Annotated in this window: 19 protein-coding genes; 2 read left to right on the forward strand and 17 right to left on the reverse strand. The window is 40.0% G+C overall.

Annotation, left to right across the window (positions count from 1 at the left end):
• The 4 genes from A3I7_RS12455 to tig all read right to left on the reverse strand — a co-directional run.
• The coding region (locus A3I7_RS12455) for a Spy0128 family protein (protein ID WP_018375514.1) at nucleotides 1–2,462 on the reverse strand (2,462 nt) is incomplete at its 3' end.
• Nucleotides 2,463–2,832: 370 nt separating this feature from the next.
• Nucleotides 2,833–7,230 carry a PolC-type DNA polymerase III gene (locus A3I7_RS0104130; RefSeq protein ID WP_018375515.1) on the reverse strand — a complete coding sequence of 1,466 codons (4,398 nt, stop codon included), beginning with the start codon at nucleotides 7,228–7,230 and terminating at the stop codon, nucleotides 2,833–2,835.
• 375 nt (nucleotides 7,231–7,605) lie between these two features.
• Nucleotides 7,606–8,184: a DNA-directed RNA polymerase subunit delta gene (gene rpoE / locus A3I7_RS0104135; protein WP_018375516.1), complete on the reverse strand. Its 579-nt coding sequence runs from the start codon at nucleotides 8,182–8,184 to the stop codon at nucleotides 7,606–7,608.
• 207 nt (nucleotides 8,185–8,391) lie between these two features.
• Nucleotides 8,392–9,675, reverse strand: a complete 1,284-nt coding sequence (gene tig / locus A3I7_RS0104140) for a trigger factor (RefSeq protein ID WP_018375517.1) — start codon at nucleotides 9,673–9,675, stop codon at nucleotides 8,392–8,394.
• A 150-nt stretch (nucleotides 9,676–9,825) separates the two neighbouring features.
• Between tig and A3I7_RS0104145 the strand changes: the two genes are divergently transcribed.
• Complete coding sequence (locus A3I7_RS0104145) at nucleotides 9,826–10,668, forward strand: mechanosensitive ion channel family protein (RefSeq protein ID WP_018375518.1); 843 nt, start codon at nucleotides 9,826–9,828, stop codon at nucleotides 10,666–10,668.
• Nucleotides 10,669–10,780: 112 nt separating this feature from the next.
• On the opposite strand, the gene A3I7_RS0104150 is transcribed toward A3I7_RS0104145, so the two are convergent.
• Genes A3I7_RS0104150 through truA form a run of 4 tightly spaced genes read right to left on the reverse strand, consistent with a single transcriptional unit; the run spans nucleotide 10,781 to nucleotide 13,309 of the window.
• Nucleotides 10,781–11,344, reverse strand: coding sequence for a TIGR01440 family protein (locus tag A3I7_RS0104150; RefSeq protein ID WP_018375519.1), 564 nt, complete (start codon nucleotides 11,342–11,344; stop codon nucleotides 10,781–10,783).
• A gap of 1 nt (nucleotide 11,345) precedes the next feature.
• Nucleotides 11,346–11,816 carry an ECF transporter S component gene (locus A3I7_RS0104155; protein ID WP_018375520.1) on the reverse strand — a complete coding sequence of 157 codons (471 nt, stop codon included), beginning with the start codon at nucleotides 11,814–11,816 and terminating at the stop codon, nucleotides 11,346–11,348.
• Complete coding sequence (locus A3I7_RS0104160) at nucleotides 11,803–12,570, reverse strand: bifunctional hydroxymethylpyrimidine kinase/phosphomethylpyrimidine kinase (protein WP_018375521.1); 768 nt, start codon at nucleotides 12,568–12,570, stop codon at nucleotides 11,803–11,805. The genes A3I7_RS0104155 and A3I7_RS0104160 overlap by 14 nt, the downstream gene beginning before the upstream one ends.
• Nucleotides 12,560–13,309, reverse strand: coding sequence for a tRNA pseudouridine(38-40) synthase TruA (gene truA, locus A3I7_RS0104165; protein ID WP_018375522.1), 750 nt, complete (start codon nucleotides 13,307–13,309; stop codon nucleotides 12,560–12,562). Before truA ends, A3I7_RS0104160 begins: the two co-directional genes overlap by 11 nt.
• Nucleotides 13,310–13,630: 321 nt before the next feature.
• Between truA and A3I7_RS0104170 the strand changes: the two genes are divergently transcribed.
• Nucleotides 13,631–13,825, forward strand: a complete 195-nt coding sequence (locus A3I7_RS0104170) for a hypothetical protein (RefSeq protein WP_018375523.1) — start codon at nucleotides 13,631–13,633, stop codon at nucleotides 13,823–13,825.
• A gap of 40 nt (nucleotides 13,826–13,865) precedes the next feature.
• Here A3I7_RS0104170 and dnaJ read toward each other — a convergent pair whose 3' ends face one another.
• The 9 genes from dnaJ to A3I7_RS0104215 form a co-directional block, all read right to left on the reverse strand.
• Nucleotides 13,866–15,008 (reverse strand): molecular chaperone DnaJ, encoded by a 1,143-nt coding sequence (gene dnaJ, locus A3I7_RS0104175; protein WP_018375524.1) that lies wholly within the window; start codon nucleotides 15,006–15,008, stop codon nucleotides 13,866–13,868.
• A 631-nt stretch (nucleotides 15,009–15,639) separates the two neighbouring features.
• Nucleotides 15,640–17,469, reverse strand: coding sequence for a molecular chaperone DnaK (gene dnaK / locus A3I7_RS0104180; protein ID WP_018375525.1), 1,830 nt, complete (start codon nucleotides 17,467–17,469; stop codon nucleotides 15,640–15,642).
• Between the two features lie 233 nt (nucleotides 17,470–17,702).
• Complete coding sequence (gene grpE, locus A3I7_RS0104185; protein WP_156812732.1) at nucleotides 17,703–18,278, reverse strand: nucleotide exchange factor GrpE; 576 nt, start codon at nucleotides 18,276–18,278, stop codon at nucleotides 17,703–17,705.
• Between the two features lie 7 nt (nucleotides 18,279–18,285).
• Nucleotides 18,286–19,320: a heat-inducible transcriptional repressor HrcA gene (hrcA, locus tag A3I7_RS0104190; protein ID WP_018375527.1), complete on the reverse strand. Its 1,035-nt coding sequence runs from the start codon at nucleotides 19,318–19,320 to the stop codon at nucleotides 18,286–18,288.
• A gap of 147 nt (nucleotides 19,321–19,467) precedes the next feature.
• Entirely contained in the window at nucleotides 19,468–20,052 is a 585-nt protein-coding gene (locus tag A3I7_RS0104195; RefSeq protein WP_018375528.1) for a glycoside hydrolase family 73 protein, read from the reverse strand.
• Nucleotides 20,049–20,828, reverse strand: coding sequence for a M15 family metallopeptidase (locus A3I7_RS0104200; protein ID WP_018375529.1), 780 nt, complete (start codon nucleotides 20,826–20,828; stop codon nucleotides 20,049–20,051). Before A3I7_RS0104200 ends, A3I7_RS0104195 begins: the two co-directional genes overlap by 4 nt.
• Nucleotides 20,815–21,516, reverse strand: coding sequence for a histidine phosphatase family protein (locus A3I7_RS0104205; RefSeq protein ID WP_018375530.1), 702 nt, complete (start codon nucleotides 21,514–21,516; stop codon nucleotides 20,815–20,817). The genes A3I7_RS0104200 and A3I7_RS0104205 overlap by 14 nt, the downstream gene beginning before the upstream one ends.
• A 101-nt stretch (nucleotides 21,517–21,617) precedes the next feature.
• The gene (locus A3I7_RS0104210) at nucleotides 21,618–22,955 is read right to left on the reverse strand and encodes a PFL family protein (RefSeq protein ID WP_018375531.1); all 1,338 of its coding nucleotides are present in this window, start codon (nucleotides 22,953–22,955) and stop codon (nucleotides 21,618–21,620) included.
• 20 nt (nucleotides 22,956–22,975) lie between these two features.
• Nucleotides 22,976–23,242, reverse strand: coding sequence for an ACT domain-containing protein (locus tag A3I7_RS0104215; RefSeq protein WP_018375532.1), 267 nt, complete (start codon nucleotides 23,240–23,242; stop codon nucleotides 22,976–22,978).
• Nucleotides 23,243–23,595 lie beyond the last annotated feature (353 nt).

Below are 23,595 nucleotides of genomic sequence, written 5' to 3' on the forward strand. Positions count from 1 at the left end.
TCTTCTGAAGTAGTTGTTGTAGTTGGCTCTTCTGAAGTAGTTGTTGTAGTTGTAGTTGTTGTGGTTGGCTCTTCGTAATTATTCTCAAACGACTTTTTATCATCCTTATAAGAAACTGTCGCTACAAGATTACCTTTGCCATCATCTTCAACTTTCACTGTAACGGTTAATTTAGATTTATCGTAGGTAATAGTGGAATCTGTTCCTTCAACCTCTTCAATAGTATAATTGTAAGTTCCTGCTTTCTTATATTCGATGGCATCAAAGACAACTTTACCATCAGCAGTATTCTTAGCAGTTTTTACATTTCCATCTTCATCAGTTAATGTAAATTCAAACTCATCTGCTTGAAGTCCTGTTGGACGATTTCCAGTAAGCAATTTAGTAACTTCAATTTGTGCAGTAGTAGGTTGTACACTATAAGTATTTGTTATACTAAGGTCATCGGTTTGTTTGGCACTATAACCATCAATTGTTGTAATAACATTACCATCCTTATCAACCTCTTTAACGCTGTATGTATATTTCACACCGTTTGAATCAGTAGCAGGAAGTTCTGTCCACTCTACACTAGTTTCATCATCAGTTGTAGAAATTTCTTTCAATTCAGTACCCGATACTTCTTCAGTTGTTCCTTCCAAAGTACGATATAGTTTGAAGTAAACCGTTGGACGAGAATCCTTTTTACCGCCATCCCAAACTTTTTTAGCTATTACTGTCGTTTTAGGAACTTCATAAGTGTTTGTTACAGCTGTCTGGTCTGCGTTGTAAGAAACAGTGTACTCCTTATCCTGACCAAGTTGAATTTTATCTCCTTCGTTCAAAGGAAGGCTTGTACTATCCTCAAGTTCACGTACAGAGTAGACTAATTCAGTCACACCATCGGTATCGTACTTAGGCAATTGATTTGCCCAAACATAGGTATAGATACCATTGCTTTCAGTTACTTCTGGTTTATAGGTTGCACCGACTGGTTTTGCTGCAGAGATGTCTTCACCAGCTTTACGTACATAAAGACCAAGGCTAACTTGCTTGTGATCCGCAGTTTGTCCACCAGACCAAGTTTTTGTTGCTTGGAAATCAACTGTTTCTCGCTTATTAGAGATGCTCAATGGTACAGCTTCGCCAGTCATTTCAACTTCAAATTCATCACTACTTAAAACATAACCTGCTTTAGGAGTCTTTTCTTTGACAATGTATTTCCCGTTAGAAAGCACTGGTGAAATGGCAATACCATTCTCATCTGTTTTTACGGTATAGACTTCTGAAGGATTGTCTTTGTTGATGATATCAAATTCAACATCACTCAGTTTTACAGTAGCATCAGCTTCATCGTATTTAGTGATTTTTATCTTACCTGCAAGGTCAACAGAGACCGATGCTCCTACTTGTTGAAGAGCTTTAACACTTATGGATTGTGTTGTTTCTGTGCGTTCTTTTCCGTCCCATGATTTCCAATTTGGGCGCGCTTCGCCATTAATAGTGATTCCGCTTGAGTTGACAACTTGTGTATCATCACCTGGATTTGTCGTCTTGTAAGCTAATCTAAAAGCTTTTGTCCCTGTATTGGTAGGTAAAAGAAGTTCAAAACTTGTTCCACCATTTTTTAAACTTAAAAGTGCATAGTTATCAGAGTCAGCCTTATAAACTGCAGAATCAGTCGTGATTTTATACTCTTTTAACCAGCTGACAACATCTGCCTTTGAAGTGTTTGTCGTTTCATAAGTTACTTCTCTGAGTTCAAAACTATCTTCAATGTAGGTTGACAGAGAACCTGCACTTGTATCAATAGAGTCTCCAACTTTGACGACTTTACCTGTCAGGTCTTCACCACCACGGTTTACACGTACCCACCAGTTGATATCTTTAGAAGTTCCGGTAGACCAGCCACCCTTGTAGACAACTTCACCTTCAACCGAAACTGCATCAGCGTCGTTATATGGTTTAAAGGTAATGGTCTGAGTTCCACCAGGTAAAATGTAGGTAACAGTATTTTCGACTCCCGTAATGACTGCATTTGATGAGGCATTAAAGTCTCCCTTGACATTTTGCTTGTCTTCAACTTTATCATTGAAGGTGAAAGTCAAAACACCAGTAGCATTATCTGCCACAACCTTACCAAGGACTTCTCCGCTATTAGTATCCTTTAGAGCAAACTCTGATTGTACAAGGGTTAAACCATCTGGAACCTTAATTGTGAAGTAATCACCACCCTTGATATCTCCAGCTCCCAATGTCGGAAATGAAAACTCTCCTGTATACAGGACTTCTTTGGTCATACTTCCCTTGCCATGCCAAAAGACATCTGACGCTTCTCCGGTCGAACTGTCTTTAATTTTGACATTGGATAAAACTACCTTATCGGTGATATCCGCAGCCTTTACTTCGTTTGCTGAAACAAATATTGAAAAGGCTATGAACGGAAGCATTAGTAGACCTAACACTTTCTTTAAGTTTTTCATAAAAATCAATTTTTCCTTTCTGAATTATTAAGCCAACAGTGAAATAGTGCATCCATCATTTGTAATAAGCAACACTCCTTTCAAAAAGTGAAAACGCCATCAGTTTGAGTGTTTTTTCTCTACTCCATAAGCTTACTTCACAGTATACTCCATTGTTTATAATTTGAGGCTGAGTTTGTTGACAATCAGATTCATTTTGCAGTGTGTTTAACATATTTTATTGTATCATATCCCCGTCTTATCGAATATACCAATACTATTCTACCCCCCCCCCGATCCATTTGTCAAGCGCTTTTGAGCACTTTTTTAGGAAAAATCATTGTCAGTTTTTCTCAAAAGCAACTCAGTTGTTAGAACAGGTTAAAGACATTTAAAAGAAATCATCAAAGAGGCTAAGCTGGTTGTCTTCTGGCATATTACCTAGAATGCCCATTTCGTCCATTTTATCAACAAGAGTTGCGGAAACTCCGCCTCGTTTACGGAGTTCCATCTTAGAAAGAAATTCCCCTGCTTCACGCGCTGCGACAATTTGTTTTGCAACGTTTTCACCAAGGCCATCCATAGCCACGAATGGGGGCACCAACGTATCACCATCAATAAAGAACTCAGTTGCCTTGCTGCGGTAGAGATCAAGTTTCCCAAATTTAAAGCCTCGTTCCAACATTTCATTGACAATCTCCAGAGTTGTGAAGAGGTCATTTTCAACGTTGCTAGCCTCGTTGCGCTGCCTTTTTTCCGTAATATCCTTCATACGAGCCTTGACAGCATCCAAACCTGCACTCATGGTTTTGAGTTCAAAGGCTTTCGCACGGATTGAGAAATAAGCACAATAATAATAAAGTGGGTGGTGTACCTTAAAGTAGGCAACACGTAACGCCATGAGTACATAAGCTGCCGCATGGGCTTTAGGGAACATATACTTGATTTTTCCACAAGATTCAATGTACCAGTCGGGCACATTATTTTCTCGCATAGCCTGAATGTAGCCATTGCGCTCCTCATCAGAGATTTTTAGCCAAGCTCCTTTACGCACACGCTCCATGATGGTAAAGGCCATTTTAGGCTCAAGACCTGCGTGCATGAGGTAAACCATAATATCATCACGACAACCAATAACGGTTTTCAAGGTGGCAATGCCTTCTTTAATCAAATCTTGAGCATTTCCCAGCCAAACGTCCGTACCATGTGAAAGTCCAGACAGTTGCAGAAGCTCAGCAAAGGTCGTTGGATGAGTCTCTTCAACCATTCCGCGAACGAAGTTGGTTCCAAACTCAGGAATTCCCAACATCCCAGTAGGTGTTCCAATCTGTTCAGGCGTCACTCCCAACACTTCTGTCCCTGAGAACAAAGCCATAACATCTGGGTCATCAGCTGGAATATCTTTGGGATCAATACCTGACAAATCTTGCAGCTTACGAATCATAGTTGGGTCATCATGCCCAAGAACATCGAGCTTCAAGACATTTTCATCAATATCGTGAAAGTTAAAGTGGGTGGTCTGCCATTCAGCTGTATTATCATCGGCTGGATATTGAACAGGAGTAAAGTCATAGACGTCCATGTAATTAGGAATAACAACAATCCCCCCTGGGTGCTGACCCGTCGTTCGCTTGACTCCAGCAGCTCCCATGGCTAGACGCTCTACTTCTGCATCTTGATAGAATTTTCCGTAATCGCGTTCATAGCCTTTCACAAAACCAAAAGCGGTTTTTTCTGCAACGGTACCTACGGTACCAGCACGAAAAGCGTATTGTTCCCCAAAAATATCACGCACATCCAAGTGGGCTGAGGGTTGGTCATCCCCTGAGAAGTTCAAGTCAATATCAGGTACCTTATCTCCATCAAAACCAAGGAAAGTCTCAAATGGAATGTCCTGACCATCTTTCTTGTAGCGCGTGCCGCACTTGGGGCAAAACTTGTCTGGCAAATCATAACCTGAACCAACCGAACCATCTGTAATAAATTCACTGTNCTGACAAGAGGGGCAGACATAGTGGGGCGATAAAGGATTAACCTCTGTAATTCCAATCATGGTCGCTACGAAACTTGAACCAACCGAACCACGTGAACCTACCAAGTACCCACGCGCATTGGAGCGGTGTACCAGCATTTGTGACGCTAAATAAATCACGGCGAAACCATTACCCAAGATAGAAGTCAGTTCCTTTTCAATCCGCAAATCAACAAGGTCAGGCAGAGGATTTCCGTAGATCTCAAAAGCCTTCTGATAAGTCATCTCAGCGACCTTTTCTTCAGATTTATCAATAAACGGTGTGTAAAGGTCTTTCTTGACCACTTCAACCTCTTCAATACGGTCAGCAAAGTCTTGAGTATTGGTCACAACGATTTCGTAAGCCAGTTCCTCACCCAAAAAAGCAAATTCGTCCAGCATTTCATTAGTCGTGCGGAAATGTGCCTTAGGAAGCGGGGCAGGCTGAGCATTTTCACCACGTCCAATAGGGCGATTAATCATGGCACCTTGACCAAGGCTTCGCACAATGATTTCACGGTAAATTTCTTGCTCTGGTTCCAAATAGTGCACATTCCCAGTCGCAAGTACTGGTTTGTCTAACCTACGTCCAACCTCAATCAAATCACGAATGACCTGACGAATACCTTCCTCATCCTTGATGGTTCCTTGAGCCAATAACGGAGCATATATGGCAGGAGGCATGACTTCAATGAAATCATAGTATTTGGCAACTTCTACCGCTGCTGGGACACCTGACGATAGTACAGCATCAAAAACTTCACCATCTGAGCAGGCTGTCCCCAAAAGTAGGCCCTCACGGTACTTATCCAAGATTGTTCTTGGGATACGTGCCACTCCTTCGAAGTACTTGACATTAGACAGGCTAACTAATTTGAATATATTTTTCAATCCTGTCTGGTTTTGCACATAGATGGTGGCATGTTTGACACGCGCTTTTTTGTAAGAATCTTCTGCTACCAGCTTGGTGTTGAGTTCGTTCAGATTAGTCAGGTTGCGATTTTCACGCGCTTCTTTTAAGAAGATAAAGAGCAGGCGACCTGTCGCTTCAGCATCATAGTTGGCCATGTGGTGATGGTCGAGCGAAACCTGGAAACGTTTTGTCAAGGGACCAAGACCATGACGTTTGTATTCAGGATAGAGGTTACGGGCAAATTCCAAGGTATCAATAACAGGCTGAGTAATTAAAGGTAAACCATGACGCTCATAGTTTGCATTCATGAAACCAACGTCAAAGGTGGCATTGTGGGCAACTAGCACTGTGTCTTGACAAAACGCTTGAAATTCTTGTAAAACCTGTAAAATCGGCTTAGATCCACGTACATGATTGTCTGTAATCCCTGTCAACTCTGTCGTAAAAGCAGATAAAGGATAACCTGGATCGATGAATTCGTCAAACTGCTCAACAATGTTTCCCTTGTACATTTTAGAAGCTGCAATTTGAATCAGGTCATTATTAACAGCAGAAAGTCCAGTTGTTTCAACGTCAAAGACCACATAAGTTGCTTCGTTGAGATCCATGTCAATAGGATTATAAGCGATTGGAACCTTATCTTCTACAATATTTGCTTCTAAACCAAAAATAGGTTTTATACCTTTTTTACGAGCAGCATGATATCCATGTGGAAAGCTCTGCACATTGCCATGGTCAGTGATAGCTACCGCCTTATGCCCCCACTTAGCAGCTGTTGCAACCAGATCCTCTACTGTTGGCAAGGCATCCATTGTAGACATGTTGGTGTGAGCATGAAATTCGACCCGTTTTTGTCCCTCTGGCATGAGGTCCTTGCGTTCATGATGGACAATTTCTTTCACATCTTGAACATTCATCGTCAGAGCTTTGGTGAATTGATTATTTTCAATATTTCCACGTACCCGTAACCAAGCACCCTTGGAAATCATATCATACTTTTTAAGCTCATCGTCGTCCTTAGCCCACTTTTGCATAGCAAAACTAGATGTGTAGTCAGTCATCTTAAAATTGATAATATGACGACCTGTTCGCGTTGTCTTACGTTCGACATTGAAAACCATACCTTCAAAAACAATGCGATTTTCTTCAGTAGTAATTTCAACCATCGGTGTAATTTCTGCCTTCTCAAAACCTGCTTGACGCTGTTTTGCACGTTCCTTAAAGTCAAATTGTGGCTTAGGTGCTATTTCTTCTGCTGGTGGCATAGATGCCTCTAGAGACTTAACAGCTTCCATATTTTCCTGCACCGCTTTCTCCACCAAAGCCTCACGAGAAGTCTCAAATTCCGACTTAAGCTCTTGCGTCATAACCTCATCTGACACCATGTCAAAGGTCACTTTACCAAAACCGAAGTGTTCAAATTGCTTCTCAAGATGAGGAAGGTGATTTTTACGAAAATGCTCATTATTGACAAATGCTGGCGCTGAAATGGCAATTTTTTGACCATCATAAGATACCTTCAGTTTACTAAAGGAAGCTTTAAAACTGGCGCTGTTACAAAGTGGTAGTTCAAAAGCTTCACGATAGTAAGCAGAAATCAATTCATCAGAAAAATCAATATGTTCAGCTTTAATATCAAAGGTTGCCTTAATATCAGCTTTTTCAAAAGTGTTCACCAAGCGCATCTGCAACTCACGGTAATAGTCAATAGGTAAAATCTCTGCAAAAGAAAAATGAAACTCCCATAAGCGTGATATTGAATGAACCTTAACCTCAATAATATCAGCAGATGAAAAAGCACTTGAATTCTTTATCTCAAGTGGCATTTCTATCTGGTCCATGAGTTTCTTAAACAAGTCTGACATAAATTAAGTTACCTCTTTGTACTCAAATAATCTGGTGGTCCCTGGTTTTTAAAGAACTCTAAAGTCCGTAATAGGTTATACTCTCCAAAAATCATCCCATCTGGTCAAGTCGTCTTGGTGGCTTGTATTATTCTGTGAAAATTTAGCAAAAAATGAAAAGTGTCATCTATCTAGTACTCATTTTTCACTGAAAGCTAAACCATTTTAACTTTCAGTGAATAAAAGCTTCAGAGTTCAATAAACTACCCTATGATTTTCAACAAGTCGTATTTTAATCTAGTGATGATTACTATTTATTTTACCATAAGCTAAGCTATTTTTCGAGACAAAAGAGCACCTCGCTATCTAGCAAGGTACTCTTTTCACTGAGCAAAACTACTCGTCTTCCTCTATAAACTCATCTTCTTCGTCATCTTCTTCGTTGATATCCACTTCTTCGTCAAAGTCATCATCAGGAATGATTTCACTTAATTCAGAATCATAAGATTCAACTTCTGATTTTTCATCGTCCGGATCTTCATCATCATATTCTAGATCAGTTCCTTTACGTTCAAAATCTTCATCTTCTGGATCATCATCACTATAATCAATGGCGTCCTCATCTCCGTCCATAAAGGCATTGACGCGTTTGTTTTTACGTTTTGACGTTCCTCCTTCATCCTCCTCAAGAGTGATGATTTCTTCATCGATTTCATCAATAGCATACCAAGAGCGAAGTCCCCATTTGTTTTCACCAAGTGGGATAAAACTTCCATCAGTATTTAAATCTGCGTAGAAAAATGGCAGAGCTTCACGAATGTCTGCATCAGATTTTTCCAGATAAATCTGAATTTCATTCACAAGATCACTGAAATACATCTCATGATCACGACCACGCTCTTCCAAAATGGCACGGGCAACCTCTATCAATGAAAGTTCACTTTTTTCTTGTCCAGCAAATACTTCTAATTCCAAGACAGTTCTCCTTATCCTATTCGGCCAGGGCAAAATGCCCACAATAGTCCGATTGTCTATAAATATCGTTCCTTACTATTTTACGCTAAAATCCGGCATTCGTCAAAAGATTTATAGAAAAAAGTCAGGTTTCAGAGCGAGACCTGACTTTAAAATTATTTTCTGTTAGTCACACCAGTATAGTTTGGTTGATTAGAAAATTATTTTTTATTTAACTTTAGCTGTACCTGTGATTGCTTCAACTGCTTTTTTCATAGCAATATCATGTTTGAGCATGTCAGCTGAAAGAAGAGAACGGACTTGTTGAACTTCCATATTATACTCAGAAGCAAGTTCGTTAATTTCTTTTTCGATTTCTTCTTCGCTCGCTTCAAAACCTTCTGCTTTAGCGATTGCTTCGATGACAAGGTTAGTTTTCACGCGTTTGTCAGCATCAGCTTCATATTGTGCATGAAGATCTTCCTCAGTAGTACCTGTCAATTGGAAGTACATTTCTGGTGAAATACCTTGACGTTGCATGTTGCCCATAAATTCGTTCATAGCACGGTGAACTTCGTCATGTACCATTTCTTCTGGCAATTCAACGATTTCAGCATTAGCAACTGCCAATTCAAGTGCAGCACCTTCTACAGCATCATCGTATGCAATTTCTTTAGCTGCTTCAAGTTCTTTACGGTATTTTGCTTTCAATTCGTCAAGAGTTTCAACTTCTTCGTCAATGTCTTTAGCTAATTCGTCGTCAAGAGCTGGAACTTCTTTAGCTTTAACTTCGTGAACAGTTGTTACGAATTTAGCATCCTTACCAGCAAGGTCTTCTGCCTGATAATTTTCTGGGAATGTTACGTTAACTTCCACAGTATCGCCGGCTTTTGAACCAACCAACTGTTCTTCAAAACCAGGAATGAATTGACCTGAACCAAGTTCAAGAGAGAAGTTATCACCTTTACCACCGTCAAATTCTACACCATCAACTGACCCTACGAAATCAATAACAACAGTGTCACCTTCTGCAGCTGCGTCTTCCTTAATAACCAACTCTGCAAGATTGTTACGTTCACGCTCAACCTTAGCATCCACTTCTTCATCGGTAACTTCCTTGGTAACTTCAACTGACACCTCAAGGTTTTTGTAGTCACCAAGTTTTACTTCAGGTTTTGTAACAACTTCAGCAGTCAAAGCCCATTCTTGACCTTTTTCCATAGAAACAACGTCAATTTTTGGTTGTGCAACAACATCAAGACTAAGCTCTGCAACAGCAGCTTCATAAGCTTCTGGCAAGATAGCGTTTAAAGCATCTTCGTAAAGTGCTTCTTCCCCATATTTTTGATTAAATACAGCACGTGGCATGTGCCCTTTGCGGAAACCTGGAGCATTCAAATCTTTCTTAATTTTATTGAACGCTTGATCAAGAGCTGGTTTGATTTTATCTTGAGCAATTGTGAATGTAATCACGCCACGATTTGTAGCTTTGTTTTCAAATGATACAGACATGAAGTCATTTCTCCTCTTAAAATTTTATATACAGTTTAGTTTACCATATTTCAAGGTCTTTTAAAAGTTTTTTATGTAAAAAAACATTCTGTTTTACCATCTTTCTGAAAAATACTTGCTTGATGGACTAATTTTTAATAAACTATTTCTATGAAAATTATTACAAAATATATTGAGCAATTACAGATTGAACAAATTGCCGTTGAACTTCTATCTAAAGTTGTTTCTCTGATACTACTCCTTATCTTTTTTACTCTGGTCAAGCGATTATTAGACTATCTTTTTGATAAAACCATTATCAAGTCTATCAAACTTTATCGTCAATCCGAAGCACGCCAGAAAACCATTGCCAAATTGCTCCATAACATCATGAATTATACCCTTTATTTCTTCTTGATTTACTGGATTTTAAGCATTCTGGGTGTTCCAATTTCTAGCCTTTTAGCTGGTGCTGGTTTAGCTGGTGTTGCCATTGGACTTGGTGCACAAGGTTTCTTGACAGATGTTGTCAATGGTTTTTTTATCCTTTTAGAAAATCAATTTGAAGTTGGAGATTCTGTCGTTATCGGTCTGGTTGAGGGGAATATTTCTAGTGTCGGCATTAGAACAACACAAGTACGTGGCTTTGATGGTACTTTACATTTCATTCCAAACCGTAATATCACAGTCGTTAGTAATAAATCTCGCGGAGATATGCGTGCTCAAATTGATATTCCCATTTACGCACATACTGATCTTGATAAAATGATGGTGGTCATAAAAACAGTGAACAAAGACCATTTAGAAGATTTTCCAGAAATTGTAGGTAGCCCAAACGTGCTTGGTCCACAAACCCTAAAAACAGGTCAATTGGTTTTTCGTATTGATATTTTTGTGCAAAATGGCAACCAAAGTAAAGTCTATTCCCAATTTTATCAGCTTTATCAAGAAGCACTTATTTCAAGTGGTATCCATTTACCAACAATCAATACAAACCCAATAACAAAGCTCTGATGATAAACCAGAGCTTTTTTCGTATCTTAAGAACCTGTATTCTGCAAGGGACATTTCCCACCAGCAACTAATTTCTAAATCATTGAAAGTAGGATTCTTTTAATTATAGATATCAGAACTTACGGATAGGATCAGCGGCATAAGTCGCACGGACACCACCAATTAATTTTGGTCGGCTAGCTAGAGCAGTGACGTGCGCTCCTCCAAGCTGACGTTGAATGGGAACCAGCGGTACTTGAACACGTTTGATATGCATGCCAATGCTAGTATCACCGATATCCAGACCCGCCTGCGCCACAATTTCTTCAACCTCAACAGGGTCTTTCATGTATTTAAAAGCGGCAACTTGACCACTACCACCAGCATGTAAGTTAGGAAGAACGTTAACAATCTCTAAATCTTTTTCCTCGGCTAAGTCTCGCTCAACAGCTAGAGCACGATTGAGATGCTCACACCCCTGCACCGCTAGATAAATACCACGGTTACTCAACTCATCCAGAATAGTCTTAACAATTACTTCACCAATTTCTGTGCTACTATTTTTTCCAATCAGGCCGCCGGCGACCTCACTACTGGAGAGACCTAGAACAAAAATCTGTCCTTTTTTAATAGCAGAGCGTTCAATGATATCGACAAGAATAGCACGTGTCTGTGTTTCTAATGCTTGTAAGTCCATCTTATCTCCTTTCAAAGCGTTTAAAGGCTAGATAGCTCAAATAACCCACTAACATGCCGAAAAAATTCTGTAGGACATTTCCCAAAATACCCGCCAGAGAGCCACCTAAACCATAGCCTAGCAATAGCGATCCAAGAAAATACCAACCAACCATAACTATCGAAGCCAGCACCAGACCTAAAAATCGCTTACCGCCAATCCAACCAGCAAAGTACCCTTGTGCTCCATGAGCAATCAGACTGTGAAACATCCACTGGGGATAACCCGCCAACAAATCAATGAGAAAGCCTGCCAAGCCACCGACAATAGCTCCTTGACGACTTCCCAAATAAAAGGCCGTAAAATAAATTCCCGCATCAAGCAAGGTCAAAAAGCCTGTTGGCGTTGGTACCATCACAAAACGACCCAAAATAACACTGAGAGCTGTTAAAACGGCTAATTGGCTCATTTCACGTACATTACTTTTCTTCATAATTTTGCTTAACCCCATAACGATCTGAATGTAAAATGGCTTGGTAGACAAAATCTTTAGAAATGCTAACCGCCTCAGAAACTTCTTTCCCCAGAACTAATTGACTAGCAATGCTAGACGCAAAGGTACAGCCAGCCCCGACATTATTTTGTTTTAGTACAGGATACTCTAAGATATTGAATTCACTACCATCATAAAAAACGTCTACAGCTTTTTCTTGGCTAAGGCGATTGCCACCTTTGATAACCACGTTCTTTGCTCCCAATTCATGTAGGTAACGAGCAGCCTCTTTCATTTCATCCAAGTTTTGGATTGGTTTTTGAATTAAAAGCTCCGCCTCAACCAAGTTTGGTGTGATAATAGTAACATAAGGGAAGAATTTCAAGAGTTCCTTTCGCAAGGCTGATACTTCCACATCATGACTTTCTTTACACACTAAGACAGGATCAAGTACCACCGGAATGTTGGTGTGGGCTTTTACAAAGTCTAAGGCTCGCTCTGCAATGTCCACATTTGGCAAAAGCCCAATCTTAATACCTGCAAAAGGGACATCCTTGAGGCTTTCAAGTTGATGACTAAAAATAACGTTATCTGTTGCAAAAACTTCAAATCCCTTATCCGTTATAGCAGTTAAGCAAGTCACAGCTACAAAACCATGCAGATGATTGGTGTTATAGGTTGCTAAATCTGCATAAAGTCCGCCACCGCTAAAAACATCATTCCCAGAAATTGCCAAAATGTACTTACTCGTCATAAATTATCTCCTTTAAATAGAGCCCATTGCCCGATGCCGTAGGACCAGCTAGATTTCGATTTTTACTCTCAAGAACTGTTCGGATTTGGCTTACTGGCATACGACCGTTGCCAATTTTCAAGAGAGTTCCCACCATGTTTCTGACTTGTTTATAAAGAAACCCATTCCCTGTGAATGTAAATACCAAAAAACCTGTTTTATCATCGCGTTCTACCGTTGCCCGCGTGATAGTACGAACCTTATTTTCAACAGAAGATCCAGAAGCTGTAAATCCCGTAAAATCATGAGTTCCAATCAGGTCTTCAATCGCCTCTTGCATGCTCATCAAATCCAAAGGATATGGATAAGAGGTCGCATAGTTTCGCATCATAGGATTCTTGGGGCGACCACTATCCACTAAAAATTCATAAGTCTTGTAGTGTTTGGTGTAGCGTGCGTGAAAATCTTCCGTAACTTCCTCAACACTCACCACATCAATATCCTCAGGGAGTTGACTGTCCAGAGCAAAGCGCAGACGTTCTGGATCACGCGCCTTAGACAAATCAAAATGAATGACCTGCCCATAAGCATGAACACCCGAATCTGTCCGACCTGCACCTTGAATTTGGACCACTTCACCGCCGTTAAGCCTTTGCAAAGTTTTTTCAATTTCTTCCTGAACCGAGCGCACCTTAGTTTGACGCTGAAAACCAGCAAATAAGGTACCATCGTAGGAAATCGTTACTTTATATCTTGTCATAGGTTTATTTTAGCATTTCTTGAAAAGTTAGACTATCCTATTTATAACTTTCTGTCCCCAGACAATTCATTATACGTAAACACTTTACAGAAATAGTTTAAAAGAATATACTGGCAATAACAAAGAAATCGTAAAAAAAGAACATCACCTTTCAAATTCCTTTATTTCTTGAATCCAAAATTTTGACAGGCTTTAGAGTTTGAAAAGAAAGCATTATTTACAGTATTAAAAGCAAACCAGATATGAACAGCTACATTTCTCACCTACGGAATATTTAGGCTATAAAACGCTCTTAGTAAAATATCATTAAAGGAGGTTAAAATGATTAACATCAGTATTTATTTCATTATTTTATTAGCATTGATTATCTTGACTGGGCTTATCATTCTAACTAAATGCCACCAAAATATGAGTAAGCTTGCCATAATCCTGATTAGTCTCTTGCTCCTAATTTTATCTATCCCAGTTATATATGCCATTCTTTTTCTAATCTTTATTGGTTTTAACAGTCCATAAATTATTTTAGACAAAACAAAAGAGCCAGATGGCTCTTTTATTATTCTCCTTCAAAAGCATCTTTCATTTTATCAAAGAAGCCTTTTTTCTTTGGAGTTACGGCCTTGTCACCACCCGCAGCAGCAAAAGCTCGAAGCGCCTCTTTCTGAGCATCATTTAGCTTAGTCGGTGTGACGATATTAACAGTTACATGCTGATCGCCCTGACCGCCACCACGGAGTTTAGGAGCCCCTTTGCCCTTAAGACGGAAGGTCTTACCTGTTTGCGTCCCAGCTGGAATGTTCATTTCAACAGGGCCGTGTACGGTCGGAATATCAACTGTATCCCCAAGAGCTGCCTGAACAAAGCTAATATCCATATTGTAGTAAATGGTTGATCCATTACGTTCAAATTTAGTACTTGGCAAAACATTTATGACGACGAAAAGATCGCCATAAGGGCCGCCGTTGAAACCAGCTTCTCCTTGACCTTGCAAGCGAATTTGTTGACCAGTTTCAACCCCTGCCGGAATTTTGACAGAGACTTTGTGTTTTTCCTTTTCATGACCTGTGCCATGACAAGTTGTACAAGGGTTCTTAATTTCTTTACCAGTTCCGTGACAAACATCACAAGTCACTTGACGACGCATCATACCAAGTGGTGTTTGTGTATCCACGTTGATAACTCCTTGACCATGACAGCGACTACATGTCACAGGACTTGTACCGGGTTTAGCACCTGAACCATGACAGGTAGTACATTCTGCTTCACGGTTATAGGTGACTTCTTTTTCAGCACCAAAAATAGCCTCTTCAAAACTCAGATTAACACGGTATTGAAGGTCATCACCTTGACGTGGCGCATTGGGGTTACGCATACTTCCGCCACCACCAAAGAAGCTTGAGAAGATATCTTCAAAGCCACCGAATCCAGCGCCACCATCAAAACCACCAAAACCACCTGCTCCACCTCCGAAGCTACCATTAGCTCCAGCAGGCCCATATTGGTCATAAGCCGCACGTTTTTGTTCATCACCTAACGTTTCATAAGCCTCCTGAACATCCTTATACTTCTGTTCAGCACCAGGTTCTTTGTTAATGTCCGGGTGGTACTTTTTCGACATTCTTCGATAAGCTTTTTTAATCTCATCTTGCGAAGCGTCTTTAGAAACACCCAAACGATCGTAAAATTCTGTATTGTTCATAATGTAAGATATTAAGCCGTTAAGCGACTCAAAGAAAAATAGGAAACTGTCCGACGATGCTTCGCATCTAGGTAAAGTTTATCTTTTTTCACAGAGTCGTAGGCGTATTCAGTTGTACCAATTTAGTCATGCAAGAATACTACCTATTAACGACCGTGTTCAGTTACGAACACGTTCCTTTCTGTAAAAGTTAAGCAAAGTGAAAATAGGAAATCGGCAGAAAATCATGATTTTCTAAACGATTTATCCCTTTCACACAGCTTTTAGGGTGGGGGCAATTCCTTTCGTTAAATAATAGACGAAACTCAGAAAGTAGCCCGTATTCAATTACGAACACTTTCCTTTCTATGAAGATATTAAGCCGTTAAGCGTCTCAAAGAAAAATAAGGAGTGAAAGGTCCGGTGGACACTTTCAGCCCTGTCGTACAAAAACAACGAGCGACAGGTATTCCTCAAAAAGTCTATCCCCAGACTTTTTGACTTTTCCACAGAGTCGTAGGCGTATTCAATTCTGTAAAAGTTAGAAGGGCATTTACCCAAAAACAGAGGCTGGGTTGCAACCTCTGCGTTTAGAATTATATTTCAAGCTTTCGAGTTTTAACCCTAACGTAAAATAACCTAATAGACCCAATTATTTTTCAGTAAACTCACCATCAACAACGTCATCACCATTGTTTGATGAATCAGTTGATTGTGCACTTTCAGAACCTGCTTGGGCTTGTTGAGCTGCTGCGGCTTGTTCATACATTTTAACAGCAAGTGCTTGTGCTTTTTCGTTAAGAGCTTCAAGTTTTGCCTTCATATCATCAAGGTTGTTAGCCTCTTGAGCAGCTTTCAACTCATCAAGAGCTGCTTGTGCTGCGTCACGTTCTGTGTCAAAGCCTTTACCTTCAGTTTCTTTGATAGTTTTTTCTGTGGCAAAGATAGCTTGGTCGACTTCGTTACGAAGGTCAACTTCTTCTTTACGTTTAGCATCAGCTTCTGCGTTAGCTTCTGCATCTTTCATCATTTTTTCAATTTCTTCATCAGTCAAACCAGAGTTAGATTGAATAACGATGTGTTGTTCTTTTTGAGTGCCAAGGTCCTTAGCTTTAACAGATACGATACCGTTTTTATCAATGTCAAATGTTACTTCGATTTGTGGGATACCACGAGGTGCAGCTGGAATATCAGTCAATTGGAAACGACCAAGAGTTTTGTTGTCAGCAGCCATTGGACGTTCACCTTGAAGAACGTGGATATCTACGGCTGGTTGGTTATCAGCAGCAGTTGAGAAGACTTGTGATTTAGATGTTGGGATAGTTGTGTTGCGATCGATAAGTTTTGTGAAGACACCACCCATTGTTTCGATACCAAGTGACAATGGAGTAACATCAAGAAGAACGACGTCTTTCACATCACCGGTGATGACACCACCTTGGATAGCCGCACCCATAGCAACAACTTCATCAGGGTTTACAGATTTGTTTGGCTCTTTACCAGTTTCGGCTTTGACAGCTTCAACAACGGCTGGAATACGTGTTGAACCACCAACCAAGATAACTTCATCAATTTCTGACAAGCTTAAGCCAGCGTCTGAAAGTGCTTGGCGAACTGGTGTTTTTGTGCGTTCAACAAGATCACGAGTTAAGTCATCAAATTTTGCACGAGACAGGCTCATTTCTAAGTGAAGAGGTCCAGCAGCACCAGCAGTAATAAATGGTAGGCTGATTTGTGTTTGAGTCACACCAGACAAATCTTTCTTAGCTTTTTCAGCCGCATCTTTCAAACGTTGAAGAGCCATCTTATCTGTTGATAAGTCGATACCATTTTCTTTTTTGAATTCAGCAACTAAGAAATCAATAATCTTTTGGTCAAAGTCATCTCCGCCCAGCTTGTTGTCACCAGCTGTTGCCAATACATCAAAGACACCGTCACCAAGTTCCAAAATAGAGACGTCAAAGGTACCACCACCAAGGTCAAATACCAAGATTTTTTCATCTTTGTCAGTTTTATCAAGACCATAAGCAAGGGCTGCTGCAGTTGGCTCGTTGACGATACGTTCTACTTCAAGACCAGCGATTTTACCAGCGTCTTTTGTTGCTTGACGTTGGGCATCGTTGAAGTAAGCAGGAACCGTGATAACGGCTTTGGTTACTTTTTCACCAAGGTACTCTTCTGCATAACCTTTCAAGTATTGAAGAATCATAGCTGAGATTTCTTGTGGTGTGTATTCTTTTCCGTTTGCTGAAACTTTTTCAGACGTTCCCATTTTTGATTTGATAGAGATGATAGTATCTGGGTTGGTTACCGCTTGGCGTTTTGCCGCGTCACCAACGATGATTTCACCATTTTTGAAAGACACAACAGACGGAGTTGTGCGGTTTCCTTCTGGGTTTGCGATGATTTTGCTTTCTGTTCCTTCAAGAACTGCAACTGCTGAGTTTGTTGTACCTAAGTCAATACCGATAATTTTAGACATAATAATGATACCAAGAACGCCGAAAATGCGACTGAAAATTAGGAAACCAACGTAGCATTCGATGAATGCAAGGCGGTTTATCTATTTTCCGAGCATTTCGTTCGGGTTCAAATCCTTTCAAAATTTAAATTTCTTTATTTGATGCACATTCCTTGAACTGTGCCGTTTTTGCAAGCTGTTAACTCGCATTTTTCATTTCAAGTAGTTTTATGACATTTCGGTCAAGTTTTCGTTTAGTTATAAACCACCACCATTGCTGGCCTCAGCAAACGTTCGTGCAGCTTGTAACCTTTTTGGAAGACTTCTGCGATGGTATCTGCTGGATGCTCATCATCTGCTGGTAAAGTTTGAACTGCCATGTGAAGATTGTGATCGAAACTTTCTACTTCAACTTCTTCAATACCTTCATCCTTGAGTGCTCGAACTAAGCTTTCTTGAACCATTTCAAGACCTTTTCTGACGTCTTCTGTCAAGCCTTCAACAGCAAGAGCACGCTCCAAGTTATCTAAACTTGGAAGGATGGCTTTAGCCAAGTCTTGTGAGCGGTATTTTTGCAATTGCTGACGCTCTTCATTGGCACGGCGTTGGATATTTTGCATTTCAGCGTGAGCACGAAGATATTTGTTTTCAAAATCTTCTGCTCGAGCCAAGGCCTCTTCTAATTCTTTGTTTTCAGGAACTTCTTCAACAGTTTCCTCAACAACTTCTTTCGCTTCGGTTACTGGAACTTCTTCCTGAAGGTCTTCGTTTTTTACTTCTTCCGACACCTTGTGCCTCCTTGTCTTTTTCTTGATAAATTTCTTTAGCATGGTCGCCTCAATTCACCTCATAATGGTTACTGTTGAGGTAGCGGTAATAATCTCCGAGTTTCATAGCAAGTACCCGACCAATGACATTAACCAGACTGACACTCCTNCGATAATCCATATCAATTGGACCAATCAAGCTGAGAAGCCCAAATCCTCGATAAGGAATAAGGAATTTGTGCGTTAAAACTGTCAGATTCGCCAATGCAGCTTCCTTGCTATCAGCAACCTGGACAGTTGCCATCTCATCTTCTTTCAATGAAGAACGTAAAGCTAAGGCAACGCTTTGCTCATTGTCCAAAAACTGATAGGTTAAAAGATTCGCATATTCCAGAGATTGAACCTTCCCAGAAACAAAAACCGTTTCCTTAAAGAGCTCTACAAAGATATAATCAAAGAGATTCAGTACATTATCCATCGTGGTGAAATACTTCTGCACAATTTGGGGGATTTCTGTCCGAAGCTTATAATGAATATCCATAACCGAGCGTCCCAAAAAACGTTCATCAACAATTTCCTTTAGCGTGAGCAAGTCACGTGTCAAGAAATTTTTAGGAATTGCAAACTGAATAGTTGCTGGCCGCGACTCATCAAGAGTCATAACAGCCAGAGCATCGTGGTTAGACAACTGAACAATGTCAAAAGCAGTCAATTTTTGTCTAGCAGGCTCAACATCCAAAATCACCGCCGCATAGCCAGTCATATCAGTCAATACTTGACTAGCTTTCTGGAGAATGTCTTCCAACTTGAAAGCTTCAAAATCGAAGGCTTTGATAACTTGATAGATGTCCTGTTCGTCAATGCTATCAAGACTCAAGGAATGCTCAACAAAGTATTTGAAACCTGCTGGACTTGGCATACGACCACTAGAAGTGTGGGCCTTCTCTAGTAAACCCAATTTTTCAAGCTTAGCCATATCATTCCGAATGGTGGCACTTGAAGAATCAATGGTTGCCTGAAGAGCTTTGGAGCCAACAGGCTCATGAGTTTGCGTAAACAAGTCCACAATTAAATTCAAAATATCATTTTGACGTGGCGTAATCATGGCCTAGCTCCTTTCATTGAATTAGCACTCTATTACCTTGACTGCTAATTTATGATTTTATTATACTCCTTTAAAAACTTCTGTCAAGGGAAAAACACAAAAAATTAGCACTCTTTTTAATTGAGTGCTAAAAATACATCTAGAGACCTATTTGTCATATCGTTCTAACTTATTATCCTTTATGACTTTACTTAATTTTGTGGCATAATCAGGATCACTAGAAAAGTAATATTCCTGCAAAGCCTTGGCATCATCTACGTATGTTTGACCACTAACTAGCTGCCGATAAAGTTCTTCATCCCAAAAACGACCATTTTTTAAAGCCAACAAATAGTCGTAAATTGACTCACTATAATTGGAATAAATAACAAAATCTTCCGACCTAGTTGTCCACCCTTTGCTACTGTAAATCTTTTGGAGAAGGGTTACCTTTTCCTGCCCATCCGATGCTTTTAAGGAAAATAAATTGTGATATTTCTTAGCTAACAGACTATTTCCATAATTTGTTTCTAGCGCAGCTTGACCTATAATAATAGATGGCTTTACTCCATAGGCCTTCGCAGCTTTTTGAACAATCGGAGCGATAGCCTTGATGAACTGTATTTGAGAAACAGAGGTGGTTTGAACGTCAGACGCCTGTCGTACCGATTGATGTCGAAATAAGGAAAGAGTCAGCAATAAAAACAGAAATAGAAAAACTAAAGCAGTCTTTAAAGAAAGACGGGATCTCATTTACCATTCTCCTTCAATACATTTAAGTATTCTTCCAGTGAAAGGTTATGTTCAGTCATGTACTTAGCAGATTCAACTCCTACATATCGGTAGTGCCAATCCTCATAGCCAATCCCAGTACTGTCCTGCTTATCTGACTCAAACCTTAAAACAAAACCATACTCTGGAGCTATCGCCTTGATTTGAGAAACGATTTCAGCATTACTCTCATTAAGAGAGTTAACATTACTCATATCAATAGCCAGCCCCGTTTGGTGTTCACTGGCGCCGGGTGGCTGAGAATATGTTTGAACCTTTTCCTCAGCAGCTTCCTGAGTGAGGCTCGGATCGTTAGCAATTTCTTGCTGCACATAAGAATTGTACAGTTCTTGCTGATAGGCAACGCTACGATATCCAGAGATAAGTTTTTCATTTGGTTCAATAGCTCGCGCTGCAGCTAGGAAATTCGTTACATTCTCTGCAATCCGTGCATCAACTTGAACTCCTTCAACCTCTGCCAATTCAGGATTCATCTCTTCCTTAATATTATTTCGGTTGACCAAAACCAACTCCCAGTCACTTGATGATACGTCAGGCAAATCTATCTTTTGATTTTGAGACGATTGCGAACTTGACTTACTAGAAGCAACTACTGAGGATGTGGATGATGTAGAAGAGGTAGAAGATTGACTCACCTGCTTGACTTGATTATCGTGTGTAAAGAGGTACAAACACATAATAAAGACGACCACTACTAACACTTGTAAAATAAGACCTATAAAACTACGCTTTTTCATTTTCTAATATTTCCTGACCTCTGTGACGGTAAGACATGTCACCTATTTTTTCAATCGTAAATTTACCATCTGCAAAATCTACCACTGAAACACTACCATTGTCTAAACTAATTTTTTCACGATTATTGTCAATCAACCAAAGAAAAGTATTGATGGTCATGCCATGACTGACAATGATAACATTTCCACCACCCTCAGCATCAATCTTTTTAGCGATGGCTGTAAAACCATCCCAAATGCGCTGACTTAAAACTTCCCATAGTTCTGCCCAACCCGCTGTATCTACTTCAACAATGCTCTCGGCAAGTTCAGGATAAGTCACCTCATTAATTGACTTTCCACCTTCAAAAGCCTTCGTTCTTGGTAACACACCAAAGAATAGCTCTCCATCATAGCCACCATCCAAACTTCCAAAACACCATTCGCGAATGCGTTTGTCTCTTTGATAAGGAATAGATTCTTGACCACATTCTTTCAGAATGATTCCCATAGTTTGAATTGTCCGACCCGAATCACTTGAAAATGCAGCTTTAAATGTAGTTCCAGCATCTTTCAAACCTAAGCCTAACTGACGAATTCCTCGTTCACCCTCATCAGTTAATGGTGTATCACTCCAACCTTGAGCGCGACCAATCGTATTAAACATGGTTTTACCATGACGAGCAATGTATAATCTCGTTTTAGCCATCACAATCCTCCACAGTATTCGTTCGTTATTCAATTATACCAAAAACTCCAATCTTTCAGTAAAAAACACCTGCCACAAAAGCAAGTGTAATGAAATTGTAATCAGTTTTTGAAACTATGAATTGGTGCCGGAATTTGCCCCCCTCGTGCAATAAAATCAGCTGAAGAATTCTTATTAACCGACATCACAGGAGCCGTTCCCAGAAGCCCGCCAAATTCAATCATATCGCCTTCTTTACCTTTTGGAATAATACGCACAGCTGTCGTCTTCTGATTGATAACTCCTATCGCAGCCTCATCAGCAATCATAGCCGCAATGGTTTCATAGGGCGTATCTTCAGGAATGGCAATCATATCCAAACCAACCGAACAAATAGCAGTCATGGCTTCTAGTTTTTCAAGATTGAGTGAACCACTCTGTACCGCCGCAATCATTCCTTCATCCTCTGATACAGGGATGAAAGCACCTGACAGGCCACCAACTTGGTTACAAGCCATAACGCCGCCTTTCTTAACTTGATCATTGAGCAGGGCTAGTGCTGCTGTTGTTCCGTGAGTTCCAACAGTTTCCAGCCCCATTTCTTCAAGAACGCGAGCTACAGAGTCTCCTACAGCCGGAGTTGGAGCAAGGGAGAGGTCAACAATACCAAATTTCACACCCAGACGTTCTGAAGCCATTTGCCCAACCAATTGACCAATACGCGTGATTTTGAAAGCAGTTTTCTTGACAGTTTCAGCAACAACATCAAAACTTTCTCCGCGCACTTTCTCAAGAGCACGTTTCACAACACCTGGACCTGAAACACCGACATTGATGATAACATCCGCCTCACCAACACCATGGAATGCCCCAGCCATAAAAGGATTATCTTCGACAGCATTAGCAAAAACGACCAGCTTAGCCGGACCCATCTCAGAAGCTTCAGAGGTTTCTTTAATGATACGCCCCATATCACGAACTGCTGTCATATTAATCCCTGCTTTGGTGGACCCAATATTAACAGAAGAACATACCTTTTCCGTTTCGGCTAAAGCACGTGGAATAGAATTAATAAGAATTTCATCACCTTTTTGATATCCCTTTTGCACCAATGCTGAAAAACCACCAATAAAATCTACACCAATTTCATGAGCAGCCTTATCAAGAGCCTTAGCAATCGGCACATAATCTATCGCATCCGTTGCAGCCCCAATCAAAGAGATTGGAGTCACCGATACACGTTTGTTAACAATCGGAATTCCTAATTCTGCAGCGATTTCATCCCCTACAGCAACAAGGTTAGACGCTTTGGAGACAATTTTCTGATATATCTTTTCAGCAGCACGATTAATATCCGTATCAATACAATCAAGAAGTGAGATTCCCATCGTAATCGTACGAATATCAAAATTTTGCTCCTCAATCATCTCAATGGTTTCAGTAACTTGTTTTATATCCATGGCTAGTACCAACTCCCATTCTACAAATTATGCATAGCATCAAAAATAGCAGAGCTTTGAATGTTTATTTTAACATTCAAGCTGTCTCCATAAGCTTCTAGTTCAGAACGCAATTGAGTAAAATCCTTTTTATCATCTGAAGACACCACCATCATCATTGTAAAATACTCATCCAGAACAGTTTGTGAAATGTCATCAATATTCAAGTCAAGTTCAGCAATCTTTGCAGAAACACCTGCAACAATCCCAGTTCTATCCTTACCAACCACAGTAATAATTGCTTTCATAATAAGCCTCCAAAATACGATTTGTTCAATTTTATCATATTTTAAAAAATAAAGCCACATTTTTCAGATTTTTCCGAATTTTTCCGAACTTTATCTATATCAACATTAAAAAACATTCCTTATTTCTTATTTTCTACCAAGTCATAGTCATTTAGTACTTTTACTAAGTATTAGATAATAGCAATATATCAGCAAAACAGGAAAGTGACTTTCATTTTATACATTAGTGGCTTATACTGACCCTAAAAACTTAATACTCTTCGAAAATCAAAATTATCCGTTGTCAACTTGCTTTGATGAACTCAAGTTCTATCGTCGGCTTCGTTTCCTAGGCTACTTTTGATTTTCATTGA

The organism is Streptococcus orisratti DSM 15617, from assembly GCF_000380105.1.
Lineage (GTDB): Bacteria > Bacillota > Bacilli > Lactobacillales > Streptococcaceae > Streptococcus > Streptococcus orisratti.

Coding starts and splice junctions, on each gene's coding strand:
- tig (WP_018375517.1), bottom strand. CDS start 9,675: ATGTCTGTATCATTTGAAAACAAAGCTACAAATCGTGGCGTGATTACA.
- A3I7_RS0104145 (WP_018375518.1), top strand. CDS start 9,826: ATGAAAATTATTACAAAATATATTGAGCAATTACAGATTGAACAAATT.
- A3I7_RS0104150 (WP_018375519.1), bottom strand. CDS start 11,344: ATGGACTTACAAGCATTAGAAACACAGACACGTGCTATTCTTGTCGAT.
- A3I7_RS0104155 (WP_018375520.1), bottom strand. CDS start 11,816: ATGAAGAAAAGTAATGTACGTGAAATGAGCCAATTAGCCGTTTTAACA.
- A3I7_RS0104160 (WP_018375521.1), bottom strand. CDS start 12,570: ATGACGAGTAAGTACATTTTGGCAATTTCTGGGAATGATGTTTTTAGC.
- truA (WP_018375522.1), bottom strand. CDS start 13,309: ATGACAAGATATAAAGTAACGATTTCCTACGATGGTACCTTATTTGCT.
- A3I7_RS0104170 (WP_018375523.1), top strand. CDS start 13,631: ATGATTAACATCAGTATTTATTTCATTATTTTATTAGCATTGATTATC.
- dnaJ (WP_018375524.1), bottom strand. CDS start 15,008: ATGAACAATACAGAATTTTACGATCGTTTGGGTGTTTCTAAAGACGCT.
- dnaK (WP_018375525.1), bottom strand. CDS start 17,469: ATGTCTAAAATTATCGGTATTGACTTAGGTACAACAAACTCAGCAGTT.
- grpE (WP_156812732.1), bottom strand. CDS start 18,278: ATGCTAAAGAAATTTATCAAGAAAAAGACAAGGAGGCACAAGGTGTCG.
- A3I7_RS0104195 (WP_018375528.1), bottom strand. CDS start 20,052: ATGAGATCCCGTCTTTCTTTAAAGACTGCTTTAGTTTTTCTATTTCTG.
- A3I7_RS0104200 (WP_018375529.1), bottom strand. CDS start 20,828: ATGAAAAAGCGTAGTTTTATAGGTCTTATTTTACAAGTGTTAGTAGTG.
- A3I7_RS0104205 (WP_018375530.1), bottom strand. CDS start 21,516: ATGGCTAAAACGAGATTATACATTGCTCGTCATGGTAAAACCATGTTT.
- A3I7_RS0104210 (WP_018375531.1), bottom strand. CDS start 22,955: ATGGATATAAAACAAGTTACTGAAACCATTGAGATGATTGAGGAGCAA.
- A3I7_RS0104215 (WP_018375532.1), bottom strand. CDS start 23,242: ATGAAAGCAATTATTACTGTGGTTGGTAAGGATAGAACTGGGATTGTT.